The 12,730-nt window shown below is 67.0% G+C and carries 12 protein-coding genes; 6 read left to right on the forward strand and 6 right to left on the reverse strand.

Features of this window, described 5'->3' with window-relative positions; translation table 11 throughout:
- Positions 1-27 precede the first annotated feature (27 nt).
- The 3 genes from OG394_RS31755 to OG394_RS31765 are packed head-to-tail and all read right to left on the reverse strand — an operon-like array spanning position 28 to position 3,583.
- Positions 28-660, reverse strand: a complete 633-nt coding sequence (locus OG394_RS31755; protein ID WP_328990850.1) for a bifunctional 4-hydroxy-2-oxoglutarate aldolase/2-dehydro-3-deoxy-phosphogluconate aldolase — start codon at positions 658-660, stop codon at positions 28-30.
- Complete coding sequence (locus OG394_RS31760) at positions 660-2,267, reverse strand: N-acyl-D-amino-acid deacylase family protein (protein ID WP_328990851.1); 1,608 nt, start codon at positions 2,265-2,267, stop codon at positions 660-662. The genes OG394_RS31755 and OG394_RS31760 overlap by 1 nt, the downstream gene beginning before the upstream one ends.
- Before the next feature lie 11 nt (positions 2,268-2,278).
- On the reverse strand, positions 2,279-3,583 hold the full coding sequence (locus OG394_RS31765; protein WP_328990852.1) for an amino acid deaminase: 1,305 nt from the start codon (positions 3,581-3,583) through the stop codon (positions 2,279-2,281).
- 124 nt (positions 3,584-3,707) lie between these two features.
- Here OG394_RS31765 and OG394_RS31770 point away from each other — a divergent pair, with 124 nt between their 5' ends.
- Genes OG394_RS31770 through OG394_RS31780 form a run of 3 tightly spaced genes read left to right on the forward strand, consistent with a single transcriptional unit; the run spans position 3,708 to position 5,882 of the window.
- Entirely contained in the window at positions 3,708-4,727 is a 1,020-nt protein-coding gene (locus OG394_RS31770) for a sugar kinase (protein WP_328990853.1), read from the forward strand.
- Entirely contained in the window at positions 4,724-5,473 is a 750-nt protein-coding gene (locus OG394_RS31775) for an IclR family transcriptional regulator (protein ID WP_328990854.1), read from the forward strand. The genes OG394_RS31770 and OG394_RS31775 overlap by 4 nt, the downstream gene beginning before the upstream one ends.
- 10 nt (positions 5,474-5,483) lie before the next feature.
- The gene (locus OG394_RS31780; protein ID WP_328990855.1) at positions 5,484-5,882 is read left to right on the forward strand and encodes a RidA family protein; all 399 of its coding nucleotides are present in this window, start codon (positions 5,484-5,486) and stop codon (positions 5,880-5,882) included.
- Positions 5,883-5,916: 34 nt separating this feature from the next.
- On the opposite strand, the gene OG394_RS31785 is transcribed toward OG394_RS31780, so the two are convergent.
- The 3 genes from OG394_RS31785 to OG394_RS31795 all read right to left on the reverse strand — a co-directional run bounded on the left by OG394_RS31785 (position 5,917) and on the right by OG394_RS31795 (position 9,405).
- Complete coding sequence (locus tag OG394_RS31785) at positions 5,917-6,777, reverse strand: S1 family peptidase (protein ID WP_328990856.1); 861 nt, start codon at positions 6,775-6,777, stop codon at positions 5,917-5,919.
- Positions 6,778-6,950: 173 nt separating this feature from the next.
- Complete coding sequence (locus tag OG394_RS31790) at positions 6,951-7,139, reverse strand: DUF1918 domain-containing protein (protein ID WP_328990857.1); 189 nt, start codon at positions 7,137-7,139, stop codon at positions 6,951-6,953.
- A gap of 58 nt (positions 7,140-7,197) precedes the next feature.
- Entirely contained in the window at positions 7,198-9,405 is a 2,208-nt protein-coding gene (locus tag OG394_RS31795) for a TOTE conflict system archaeo-eukaryotic primase domain-containing protein (RefSeq protein WP_328990858.1), read from the reverse strand.
- Between the two features lie 796 nt (positions 9,406-10,201).
- Between OG394_RS31795 and OG394_RS31800 the strand changes: the two genes are divergently transcribed.
- The 3 genes from OG394_RS31800 to rplL all read left to right on the forward strand — a co-directional run bounded on the left by OG394_RS31800 (position 10,202) and on the right by rplL (position 12,692).
- Entirely contained in the window at positions 10,202-11,380 is a 1,179-nt protein-coding gene (locus tag OG394_RS31800; protein WP_328990859.1) for an MFS transporter, read from the forward strand.
- A gap of 235 nt (positions 11,381-11,615) precedes the next feature.
- Positions 11,616-12,236 (forward strand): 50S ribosomal protein L10, encoded by a 621-nt coding sequence (rplJ, locus tag OG394_RS31805; protein WP_328990860.1) that lies wholly within the window; start codon positions 11,616-11,618, stop codon positions 12,234-12,236.
- Positions 12,237-12,305: 69 nt separating this feature from the next.
- Positions 12,306-12,692, forward strand: a complete 387-nt coding sequence (gene rplL, locus OG394_RS31810) for a 50S ribosomal protein L7/L12 (RefSeq protein WP_328990861.1) — start codon at positions 12,306-12,308, stop codon at positions 12,690-12,692.
- Positions 12,693-12,730 lie beyond the last annotated feature (38 nt).

The raw sequence follows: 12,730 nt of genomic DNA on the forward strand, positions 1-12,730 counted from the left end.
GGGTGTCTCTTTCCAGGGGGCGGAGGATCAGCGCAACGCTGCGCAGAAAGCGGTCGCCTTCGCGGTGATATCGGCCCAACGGCCGTCCACCACATCGGCAGGGGACACCACATCGGTTCCAGCGCTGACGGCCAGGGCGCCGGCCTCGAGGAACTGACGCGCGTTGCCGGCGTTCACACCGCCGGACGGCACCAGCGGGACGCCGGGAAACGGCCCGCTGAGATCTTTGAGGTACCGCGGTCCGAGCTGGTGAGCCGGGAAGATCTTGACCGCCTCGGCCCCCAGCGCGACTGCGGTCATCACCTCCGAAGGGGTGAACGAGCCGAGTACAACGGGCACGCCCGCGCGGTGAGCCGCGTCGACGATCGCGGCCGCCTCGGGCCCTTGGCCGGGCGTGACCAGGAACTGCGCGCCGGCGTCGACCGCCTGCTGAGCCTGCGCGAACGTCTGCACCGTGCCCGCGCCGACAACCGCACCGGTGGTTCCTGATGCGGCCCGTTCCAGGTGCCGGGGCAGATCCGGCGTGGTGAACGTCAACTCGATCACATGGATGCCCCCGGCAACCAACGCCGAGCACAGGTCGCGCGCGTCATCGATCGACGGCGCCCGTACGACGCTGAGCACGCGGTCTTTGCGGAGCAGATCCAGGGTGGAGGTCATCAAACGCCTTTCACAGCAGCAGTTGTACGTCGGAGGGCCTTGCCGGGCAGCGCGTCGTTGCGTACGCCGGCCTCGATCACGGGTGTACCGGCCACCAGCACCCAGGGAATTCCCTCGGCCTGCTGGCGCGGGTCCTCGAACGTCGCGGTGTCGCGCACCCCGTCGGGATCGAACAGCACCAGATCCGCGTGATACCCCTCGCGAATCAGGCCGCGATCGGTCAGACCGAGGCGCCGGGCCGGGCGGCCGGTGAGGTGGTGCACGCAGTCGGCGAGCTCGAGTACGCCGAGCTCGCGGACGTAGTGCGCCAGGTAACGCGGGAACGTGCCCCAAGCCCGCGGATGCGGTTTACCGCCAACGAGAATCGCGTCCGAACCACCCGTATGGCTGGGGTGTTTCATGATCGCCTGGACGTTCTCCTCATGACCGACGTGCTGGAGGATCGTCGTGGCCAGGTTGTCCCGGATCAGGATGTCGAAGAACACGTCGGCCGGTCGCTGCCCCGTCCGCGAGGCGCGGGTGTCGATCGTCTGGCCAACAGCGTCGGCGAGTTCGGGGTTCTTCACGCCGCCGATCTCGATCGTGCGCCAATCGGTGACGCAGCCGTGGCAGCCGTCTGTACCGACCTGCTCGAGCTCATAAGTGATGCGTTCGCGATCGGCCGGGTCTTGGAGGCGCGCGAGCAACGCGTCGGCGCCGCCCTCGGAGGTCCAGCTCGGCAGAATCGCGCTGAGAGTCGTTGCCCCCGGCAAGTACGGATAGGTGTCGGTGGTGATGTCGATCCCCGCTGCGAGGCCTTCGTCGATGAGCGCGAGCAGATCCCCAGCCCGACCGCGGTTCGGCTCGAAGTTCATCGTGGCGTGAGTGAGGTGCAGCGCGCAGCCGGACAGCCGGGCCACCTCGACCATTTCGGCGTACGCCTCGACCGCGCCTTTGCCGTACGAGCGTTGGTGCGGGCTGTAGTACCCGTTGTACTGGGCAACGACCTTGCAGAGCTCGACCAGTTCGTTCGTATCCGCGAACATCCCGGGTGTGTAGGTCAGGCCGCTGCTCATGCCGAAGGCGCCTTCTTCAAGGCCGGTGGCGAGCAATACCTTCATTTGTTCGAGTTCTGCCGCCGTGGCAGGCCTGTTCGACGTGCCGACGACCATCAGGCGGAGCGTGCCCTGCGGGACCAGGTAGGCCGCGTTGCAGGCGATGCCCCGGTCGAGGCGGTCGAGATATCCCGCGACGGTGTCCCAGTCGAAGACGAAGTCGTCCGGTTCGCCGTTCCAGCCGGCGATCTGGCGACGCAGCGCGGTTCGGGTCGGATCGTCGATCGGGGCGAACGACAGGCCGTCCTGGCCGACGACCTCGAGCGTGACGCCCTGGCTGACCTTGGCCGTGTGGTCCGGATTCGCCAGGATCTGCAGGTCGGAATGCGCGTGCATGTCGATGAACCCCGGCGCGAGCGTCAGCCCGTCGGCGTCGATCGTCCGGGTGGCGTCCCGTGGTAGGTCCTTGCCAATGGCAACGATGCGGCCGGCGTCGATCGCCACGTCGGCGTACGTCGCGGCGGCACCGGTGCCGTCCAGTACGGACGCGCGCGTGATCAGTAGATCGGTCATCAGTCGCGCTCCTAGAAGAAGGTTCGGATCAGATCGACAACGACGGGATCATCCGCTTCGGGATCGTCAATAACCGGGACTAATCCCCATTTGTCGAAGGCCGTGCAGGGATGGGAAAGGCCGATCCGCAGCTCGTCGCCGATCACCACGGGCGCGGGAAGAGCCGGATCCCAGCGCAGGAACCCGTGCTGGTCGTTGATCGAGGGGATCGTCAGGCCTTGGACAATGCTCACCGCCTCGCCGGGCGTCCGTGGCCGGAGTAGCTGCGGCTCGGGCATGCCTTCGTCAAAAGGCAGATCGCGCTTGCCCGCGTCGAAGATGGCCAGCCCTGGTTCGGGTTGCGAGCTGATCCGGATCCACCCGTGCATAGCCGGGATCAGCTGGCCGCCGGTGGTTCGCGGCTCGCCGCCGAGGGGCGAGATGACCCGGTAGAACCCGTCATCGTGGGCGACGTACGCGCCCGAACGCAGCACCACCTGGGCGTTCTCCAGGCCCGCGAGTACGTCGGCGACCACGTCGAAGTACGCGCTACCGCCGGCGGTGACGATCGGCGTGAGGTCTGCCGGGTAGAGGTCCGTCAGCTCTTCGTGCAACGTCTTGACGTCGCGCACGTAGTCCGCGATCAACGTGAGGCTCGCGTCGTCGGTGCCATGCGAGAGCGATCCCTCATACCCGGCGACTCCCGCCAGGCGCAGGGTCTTCGACGCCGCGACGGCCTCCGCGATAGCCCGCGCAGTCGTACGATCGCGGGCGCCGGTCCGACCGCCGTGCGCACCCAATTCGACCAGTACGTCGAGGCGCCGTGCGTCCGGTCCGACGTGTGCTGCGCGGGCGGCGTCGACCAGCTCGACCGTACGGACGGAATCGGCCCAGACGATCACCTCGAAGCCCGGATCCTCGGCCAGTTGGTCGGCGATCCACCGGTGGGCCAAGGGGGAGATGACGGCGTTCGCGACCATCACCCGCGGTACGCCGAAGGCCCGCGCGACGGTCAGCTGGTACGAGTTCGCCACCGTGATACCCCAGCCGCCCGCCTCGAGCTGTCGCTGCCAAAGGGCGGGCGCCATCGTGGTCTTGCCGTGCGGCGCGAGCTCGACGCCACGGTCGGCGCACCACTGGGCCATCGTCGCGATGTTGTGCGCGAGAGCGGGCTCGGACAGCGTGAACAGTGGCGTCGGCAGCGCGGACAACCGTGGCTTGGCGGCGAGGACCTCGGCGACCGTCTTACCCCAGTAGGCCGGTGGGATGGCCTTGTCCTGCCAGTCCACCGTCCGATCGGCCAGGGCGGCCACGGCCGAACTGTCCAGTGCGGGCATCGAGTTCCTCCAATAAACCAGCCGGATTGCGTCTACTGCAACATCCATTGCGCATTCTGATGTCACGGTTGTAGCATCGCGCTAGAACTCCCGTCAACGAGTTGCGTATTTCGAGAGGACCCGCATGGCCGATCCGGTTCCCCGTGCGATCTGCCTGGGCGAGGCGATGATCATGCTCGCGCCGGCCGACGAGGGCGCCCCGCTGGAGGATGCCGAGACCTTCCGGCGATCCGTGGGCGGTGCCGAGTGCAACGTGGCCGGCGGCCTGGCCGCTCTCGGCGTGCCGACCGGCTGGATCTCGCGACTCGGCGCCGACGGTTTCGGGCGGCATGTGCGGCAGGACCTGATCGCCCGTGGCGTGGACGTCGGGGGAGTCGAGGATGACTTGGAGCGGCCGACCGGGCTCTACGTGAAGCACACGCTCGGTGGCCGGACCCGGATGCACTACTACCGTTCGGGCTCTGCGGCCGCTGCGATGGACGCGGGCTTCCTGGACAACCCAGCGGTCCGGAACCGCCTCGCCGGGGCAGAGCTGGTTCACACGACTGGGATCACGGCCGCCATCTCTGCCTCTGCTGCTGGCCTACTGGATCGACTAGCGGCTCTGCGCGAGACAGCCGGTTTCACCCTTAGCGTCGACTTGAACTGGCGACCGGCGTTGTGGAAGACCAAGGACCCCGCACCGCTCTGGAGATTGCTGCGAGCCGCGGACGTCGTACTGCTGGGTGCTGATGAAGCAGAAGCCTTCGCCGGTACTAGCGATCCGGACGAGCTGCGGGCGCTGCTAAGTCCTGGAGCGACGATTGTGCTCAAGTCCGACTCGCACGCGGCCATGGCGCTACTGCCGGATGGGACGCGAGTGGAAGTCCCCGCGCTCACTGTCGACGTGGTGGAGCCAGTGGGCGCCGGAGATGCCTTTGCCGCTGGGTACCTGGCAGGGACGTTGCAAGGTCTTCCGGTCGACCAGAGGTTGCGGCTGGGGCACCTGACCGCTGCGGTCGTGCTGGCGGTTCCGGAGGACCACGCCGTTCCGCCTGCGGTAGAGATACGTCAAGCTCTGTTGGCCTGCCCTGTCGACGAGTGGTCCGCCACGCGCGTTGGCCCGGCAGGTATCCAGTCCCCAGTCCTCGGAGGTGCCGCATGAGTCAGAGCCTGGCCCGAGCACTGCAGATCCTCGTGAGTCTCGGTGAACGGGACCACTCGCTGGACGAGCTCGCGACCGAGCTGGACGTCCACAAGACGACAGTGCTGCGGCTACTGCGCACGATGGAGGCCGAGCGGTTCGTGCGGCACGACGACGCGCACCGCTATCGGCTGGGCTCGCGCCTGTTCGCCCTGGCGGACGCGGCCCGCGAGCAACACGCCGTACGGGAGGTCGCCGCGCCCCACTTGCGCCGGTTGAACCAGCGCACCGGGCAGACGGTCCACCTCGCGGCGTACGAGAACGGGCAGGTCATCTACATCGACAAGCTCGACAGCGTTCAGTCCGTCCGGATGTACTCGCAGATCGGCGTACCGGCGGCACTGCATTGCACCGCCGTCGGAAAGGTGCTGCTGGCGGCTCAACCCAAGCGGACGCGCGAGGCCCTGCTGACGTCGATCGACTACCCGCGCTTCACGGAACGGACCATCACCGGCCCGGACGAACTGCGCAACGAGCTGGACCGCGTGCGCGCACAGGGCTGGGCCCACGACCACGCCGAGCACGAGTCGTTCATCAACTGCATCGGCGCCCCGATCATCGACGGCTCGAAACGGGTCATCGGCGCGGTCTCGATCTCGGTGCCCGACGTACTGCTCGGCTACGAGCAAGTCCTCGAGCTGCTGCCCGAACTGCTCACGACCACCGCGGCGATCGGCGCCGACTACTCACCGACAACCACTGTTTGAAAGGCTTTTGATGTCCCTCAAGATCGCCATCTCCACCACTGACGCACCCGCTCCGGCGCACACCTTCTCCCAGGGCGTGCGCAAGGGCAACATGCTGCAGGTGTCCGGTCAAGGCCCGGTCGACCCGGTGACCAACGAGTACCTGCACCAAGGTGACGTGAAGGGTCAGACCATCCGCACCCTGCAGAACGTCGAGGCCATTCTCATCGCCGCCGGCGGCAGCTTCGACGACGTCATCATGCTGCGCGTCTACCTCACCACCCGCGACGACTTCGCCGCCATGAACGGCGCGTACGGCGAATTCGTCACTCCCCGCGCCACCGTTCTCCCCGCGCGTACGACCGTCATGACCGAGCTGCCGCGGTCCGAGATGCTGGTGGAAATCGACGCCCTGGCCGTCCTCAGCTGACCCCGACGAAGGGGCCAGCTGAGGACCTAAGAAATCAGCCTGCCTTGACGCCGAAGCCGGCGAGCCAGTTCTGGACCACCGGGATGTCGACGCGCTGAAGGCCGCCGAGGTACCTGCAGTTGAGCGTGTAGCCGTAGCTCGTCACCGTGACCACGTAGCCACCGTGGAAGCTCGGGCCGCCGGAGTCACCGAAGCAGGTGCCACCGGTGCCGCGGTTGTCGTGCTCGTTGCCGTTCACCTGCAGGATCTGCGGGGTCAGCTTCTGACCCGGCTCCTCGGCGACACGACGCAGCAGCGGGTACGACATCGGTTGCGGCTTGCGGTTGCCGTCCTCGCCCTTGCGGACCTCGGTGCCGTAGCCGACCGCCGTGAACAGGGTCTTGTTCAGCTTGGACTGCGGGATCGCATCCAGGTGCTTGCTCGGTGCGACCTTTGCCGGGGTGATGTTGGTGACCGGCCGGTCCAGCACGATCACGCCGACGTCGTTCCAGTTCGCCATGTCGGTGAAGTCGGAGTACTGCGGGTGCGTGTGCGCCGTACCGGACAGATAGCCGGCCTTCTCGAGCTCTGCCTGGGTGTAGCCGGTTGCCGGGTTAGCGGCGACGGGTAGCGGTGACGGCGGCTGTAGCGCGATCACCGACTTGAACGTCACGGCCGTCTTGCCGACCGTGCCGAGCGTGCAGTGCGCTGCGGTGAGGACCACGGTCGGGCTGACCAGTGATGCCGAGCAGCGGAAACGTCCAGTGCTGTCGTAGAACGCGATCAAGCCGACGTTCGGGTGCCCTTCGCCGTCGGGTTGACCGCCGGTGATCGCCGACGCGGTCAGCGCGGGCAGGGTCGCCAGCCCGAACGCCATCGCCAAGACGCCGGCCAAGCGTCCGAATCGAACCTTCATCTATACCTCCAGGGGATGCTGCGGACGGCTCGTCGCCGCCTGAACTGATTGTCAGGAGCAACAACCCCGGAGTCCAGAGCTCACGGCCAGTCACCAAGCGCGGCCGGGCAGGGCAAAGCGTGCGATGCGCGGTGGCTCACGCGCAACGCTCCTCAAACACCTGACAGACCGGTTCAGGACTGGTGGTGCTCCACCAGGCAATCCGTACCCGGGAAGATCAGGGCCTCATGTCCGTCGCTGTACCGGACCCAGTACGGCGGGGCGCCGTTCTCGCCGCGAACCTCCAGCACCTCGCAGTGCCGCTCCTTGACACCCACCGTCCGGCCCCTGACGTGCAGCTGATCACCGACCTCGGCGTGCATGCTCATCACCTCCGACTCAACACCCCAGGCTAGGCCGCGATCGCCCCACCCGCCACCGTCAGAGCCGACGGGGATCCGGGAAGCCGAGACTGACGTACCCGGGTGCACGTTTGGCCAGTGCGGACGCCAATACCCTGGTGTCGGCGTCTAGGTAGTCGTGGACTTCGGCTGTTCGCTTTCCGGGGTACGACCGCAGAATTCGTCCGGCGTACTGGACCAGGCGTCCTTTGAAGGCGATAGGAGCCGCCAGGAAGAGCGTGTCGAGTGCAGGACAGTCGAAGCCTTCCCCCACGTATGGCCCGGTTGCGATCACTAGCAACGGTTCGCGCGGCTGGGGAGCTAAGCGCCCGAGCGCGGCCTGTCGTGCTTTCGTCCCCATTCCGCCACGCAGTACGACGGGATCGCGACCGGCCTCTCTCAGCGCCGCATCAAGGATTTCGACGTGGGCGGTCCACTGCGTCAGCACCAGGCAGTGCCGGTTTTGGTCGATGGCGGCGAGTACATCCGCAACCACCTGAGCCGTGCGCTCCTTGTCGGCGACCAACTCTCGATAGACCGCGGCGATCCCACCCGGCTCGGATGGATCGGCTGCTCCCGAATAGCAAAAGGTCGTTCGATGCAGCCGCAGGACGGGTTCGGGCCGGAGGCTGCTGTCTCTAGTCTCCTCGATTGCCAGGGCATCTGAATGATCTGCGCGCTCGCCGACACGGGCCTTGGCGTGGGCGATCGTGTGGCGCACGGGACCTGTTTGGTGAGCGATCAGATCGTCCAGCTTGTCGCGCCGATAGGGGGTCGCGGTCAGCCCGATCCAACGGCGGGCAGGAATCTGCTTGACGGCGTGCTCGAATGCCGCAGCCGGAACATGGTGGCACTCGTCCACAATGACAAGCCCGTACGCGGATGTGAACGCTGCGACGTCTTCACGACGCGCGAGCGTTTGAAGCATCGCCACATCCACAGTCCCCCGTGTTTTGGTGCGTCCGCCGCCGAGCTGTCCAGGCTTCGTTCCCAGCAACTCCGTGATCCGGGACCGCCACTGATCAGCCAGAGTCTTGCGATCCACCAGTACAAGGGTTGACGTCTGGTGGGCCGCGATGAGCGCACAGGCCATCACCGTCTTACCGGCTCCCGGTGGCGCCACGAGAACGCCGATGTCATGTACTGCCATCGCGTCCACCGCGAATCGTTGGTCCGCGCTGAGCCTTGCCGCGAAGCTGAACTCTTGCGGGTTTCCATTGGTTCGCTCTTCGACTGTCTCCACGCGGCTTCCGGCCTGCTCGATCAGCGCACAGACGGTGTCGGCCAGTCCCCGCGGCAGCACCAGATCCCCTTCAAGGGTTTCGTCGAAACTGCGGAGGAACCGTGGTACGTCCCAGGTGGATAGCCGGAGGCGCTGTCGCTCATAGAACAACGGATTCTCCATCGAGGCCGCGTGTTTCAGAGTCGCAAGCAGCGCCGGTGGGAGATCAGCGGTCGATACACGAACTCCCGCCGCCAGGTGGACCTTCACCACCGCGGGTGCGGCGGGTCGCGTCCGGGTGGATGTCGGCGTGCCGATCCGTTCGATGCGGGGTCCCACCTTGACCGCGCCGATTCGGCGCGCGAGCCGGGAAACCTCGCCGGGGCTCATCCGCGGCAGGGAGGAAAGGTACGCCCATTGGTCCTCATGCGGCTCGAGCGTGGCCAGGTCGAGGAACACCGTCGCACCGTCACGTCGCGCTCGACCCTGGAGCGGCGCGGCTATCAGGTTGCCCACCCCGCCTGCAGGGAGTACATCCTGCGAGGGAAAGAACCTGTCGTAGCTCGAGAGGTCCATGCGTCCACGCAGCGCCATGGCTTCCCGCAAGAGTCCCGTCCCCATTCTGCGAGCAGTCTCGGCCGGCACCGGACTCGCGAAGAAGGTCCAGACGTGAGCGCCGATCCCGGACCTGGACACCTCCAGGGCCGCTGGGACCGCAAGAGCTCGCGCGGCCTTGAGATAGGCGAGCGCGTCGAGCATTGCGGCCGTTCCATCGAAGTCGGCGGCAAGCCAGCAACACGAGTCGCCATCGAGCAAGGGATACAAGCCCAGGTGGAGGTCGCCGGACAGGTGTGCCGTGATCACTTCAGGCGTGAGTGGAAGATAGTCGCGGTCCTCGTGCCGGACTCCCTTCGACCAACGACCGCGGACGGCGGGCAGCCATCCCGATCGGCCCGTGCGTTGGCTCTCCCATCGGGTGGCGTAGATGTCGGAGCGGCAGGCGAACAGGGCGCTGAAGAAGGCCACCTTCGTTCCCGGCGGCGAACCAGAATGGACTGGTCCAGGTGGAGCATCGAAGATCCCGGTCTGCGCCGGCCGCGGGAGCGCGGACTCAGCGGGACCCAGCTTCAGCAAGCGCGTGAGGCGCGAGTTCTCATCCTTCAGCTGAGCAACCAGAGCACGAAGCCCGGCCAACTCTCGAGCGAGGTCTGCGGGCGGTGGCGCATCGCGTTCCTCAGGTGCGTCCATCACTACTCGAACGGTAGCCGTTACACCCCGCATTGCGGGAGGCGATGTGGCGCAGGCGGACGCCCAGCACTACACAAGTCCCGGTTTCGGAGTCTTGAAAGGTTTCAGGCAGCGGTTGTGTAGCGCTGGCCGTCCGCTCCGGACCGCCATGCAGGCACAACCGCGGCTTTTCGGCAGGTGGAAGCGCATACCCGGCAGTAGTGCCTGCGTGGCGGTCCGACCCATGGCGCCACCCGACGCCCGCCCTCACCCACGTCACCGAAGCCCGTACGCGATCGCGCGCCGGCCAGAAGCGATCGCTTCCAGATGGCGCCATCCAGTGCTGGATTTGGGAAGTTTCAAGTCGGGCGGAGGCGGCCAGGCCACATGAAACTTACCGATTCGGTAAGTCTGGCGTCAGACCCCTAGCACCAGCAGTACCGATCCGCCGTACGTCGATCGGTAGGAAGGTGAACGTCGTCCGTTCTCCCGGCACTGCTCGTCAACGGGCCTTCCCGCCGGTCGCCCCCGGGACGGCCGAGCCAAGGGGTGGTCGCTTGTCCTTACTTGGGGGTGGGGTGGGAGGATGTGGGGGATGGATGAGCCGGTGAGTTTGTGGCGGATCGCGCCATCGGTTTATCTGCCCGCGTTGCTGTACGGCATCGGCCAAGGGGCGATCGCGCCGGTGGTGGCGATCTCGGCGCGGCAGCTCGGCGCGTCGGTGGCGGTGGCCAGTTTGGTGGTCGCGGCCGCGGGGCTCGGGCAGGTCATCGGCGATATCCCGGCTGGGGCGCTGACGTCGCGGCTCGGGGAGCGGCGGGCGATGTTGCTGGCCGTTGGGCTGGTGAGTGGTGCGCTGGTCGCGTGTCTGGTGGTGCCGACGGTCTGGGGACTGGCGCTCGCGATCATCGCGACCGGCTTGGCCGGTTCGGTCTGGGGGCTGGCGCGGCAGGCCTACTTGAGCGATGCCGTGCCGATACAGCTGCGCGCCCGCGCGTTGTCGACGTTGGGCGGGGTCGCGCGGATCGGCACGTTCATCGGCCCGTTCCTCGGCGCCGGCGCGATGCGCTTTCTCGGTACGGACGGCGCCTACTGGGTTCACCTCGCCGCCGCCGCGCTGGCCGCCATGGTGCTGCTGGGGTTGCGGGACGTCGGTTCGGTACGACGTACGTCGCAGGCGGGCGTGGTCGGCCCGAGCACCCGTGACGTCGTCCGGGATCATCTGCCAGTGCTGCGTACGCTCGGCCTGGGCGTGCTCCTGGTCGGCGCCGTGCGGGCGTCCCGCCAGGCCGTCATCCCGTTGTGGGCGTTGCACATCGGACTGGATCCGGAGACCACGAGTCTGATCTTCGGGTTGTCCGGGGCCGTCGACATGTTGCTGTTCTATCCGGCTGGTTCCGTAATGGACCGGCTCGGCCGGAAATGGGTCGCCGTACCGTCGATGACCGTGCTCGGGCTCGCGCATCTGCTGCTGCCGCTGACGCACTCGATCGGGCCGTTCACCGCGGTGGCGCTGCTGATGGGGATCGGGAACGGCCTCGGCGCGGGCGTGATCATGACGCTCGGCGCGGACGCGTCACCGCCGGTCGGCAAGGCCCAGTTCCTCGGCGCGTTCCGATTGTGCGCGGATACCGGTATCGCCGCCGGGCCGTTCCTGATCGCGGCGGTTACAGCCGCGACAGCGCTGGGCCCGGCCGTCATGGTGATGGGCCTGGCCGGTTGTGGAGCCGCCGCCGCGATGAGCCGCTGGATCCCACCGCACCCCCGCCAGTAGGCCGGATTTGGTCCAGGCAGCGCAGTCCGGTTACATTGGACGCTGCCGAAGACCGCTGGTCGTCGCTCCATCCGGAGTGACTTAAGGTCCCACACATCGTGGGCGACCCGCGTAGGTGACAAGTCAGTGGATGTTTTCACGCCCTTGCGCCTGCGCAGGGGCGTTTTTGATGTTCGGGTCCTACCGGTGTGGCAAAGAAGCCCAACCCTGTCGCTGACAGGGCGGAAGGAGACCCATGGCGAGGCCGGACAAGGCAGCCGCCGTCGCAGAGCTCACTGAGAACTTCAAGAGCTCTAACGGCGCCGTGCTGACCGAGTACCGCGGACTCACCGTGGCGCAGCTGCGCGAACTGCGCTCTACGCTCGGTGCGGACGTGAACTACGCCGTGGTGAAGAACACGCTGACCAAGATCGCGGCCAAGGAAGCCGGGGTAGAGTCGTTCGACTCGCTGCTCCAGGGACCTTCAGCCATCGCCTTCATCAAGGGCGATGCTGTGCTGGCGGCCAAGGGCCTGCGTGACTTCGCCAAGGCCAACCCGAATCTTGTCATCAAGGGCGGTGTGCTGGAAGGTAAGGCACTCGGCACCGACGAGATCACCAAGCTCGCTGACCTGGAGTCGCGTGAGGTAATCCTCTCGAAGCTCGCAGGGGCGATGAAGGCGGCTCCGCAAATGGCGGTGTCCCTGTTCGCTGCTCCGCTGTCGCAGGCCGCGCGCCTGTTCGCGGCGTTGCAGGACAAGCTGCCGGCCGAGGCTGCCCCCGTGGCAGACGAGGCGCCGGTTGCGGACGCGGTGCAGGACGACGCACCCGCCGACGCACCTGCCGAGGCGAGCACCGAGGAGACCCCGTCGGCCTAGTGCCGGCGAGTCCTCACGTACGACCCATTCAGTAATCATCCAGCAAGTCACTTAGGAAGGACCGCCAAAATGGCGAAGCTCAGCACCGAAGAGCTGCTCGGTCAGTTCAAGGAGCTCACCCTGCTCGAGCTCTCGGAGTTCGTGAAGGCGTTCGAGGAGGAGTTCGGCGTCACCGCTGCGGCTCCCGTGGCCGTTGCGGCCGCTGCCGGCGGCGGCGCCGCTGCTGCTGCCGAGGTCGAGGAGCAGGACGAGTTCGACGTCATCCTCGAGTCGGCCGGCGACAAGAAGATCCAGGTCATCAAGGAGGTGCGCACCCTGACCGGCCTCGGCCTGAAGGAGGCCAAGGACCTCGTTGAGGGTGCCCCGAAGCCTGTCGTTGAGAAGGCTGCCAAGGAGGCCGCTGAGAAGGCCAAGGCTGCCCTCGAGGGCGCCGGCGCCACCGTCACCCTCAAGTGATGGTCGCGGCCTAGCCGCTTCTTGTAATACCGCGCTAG

Source organism: Kribbella sp. NBC_01245, from assembly GCF_036226525.1.
Classification (GTDB): Bacteria; Actinomycetota; Actinomycetes; order Propionibacteriales; family Kribbellaceae; genus Kribbella.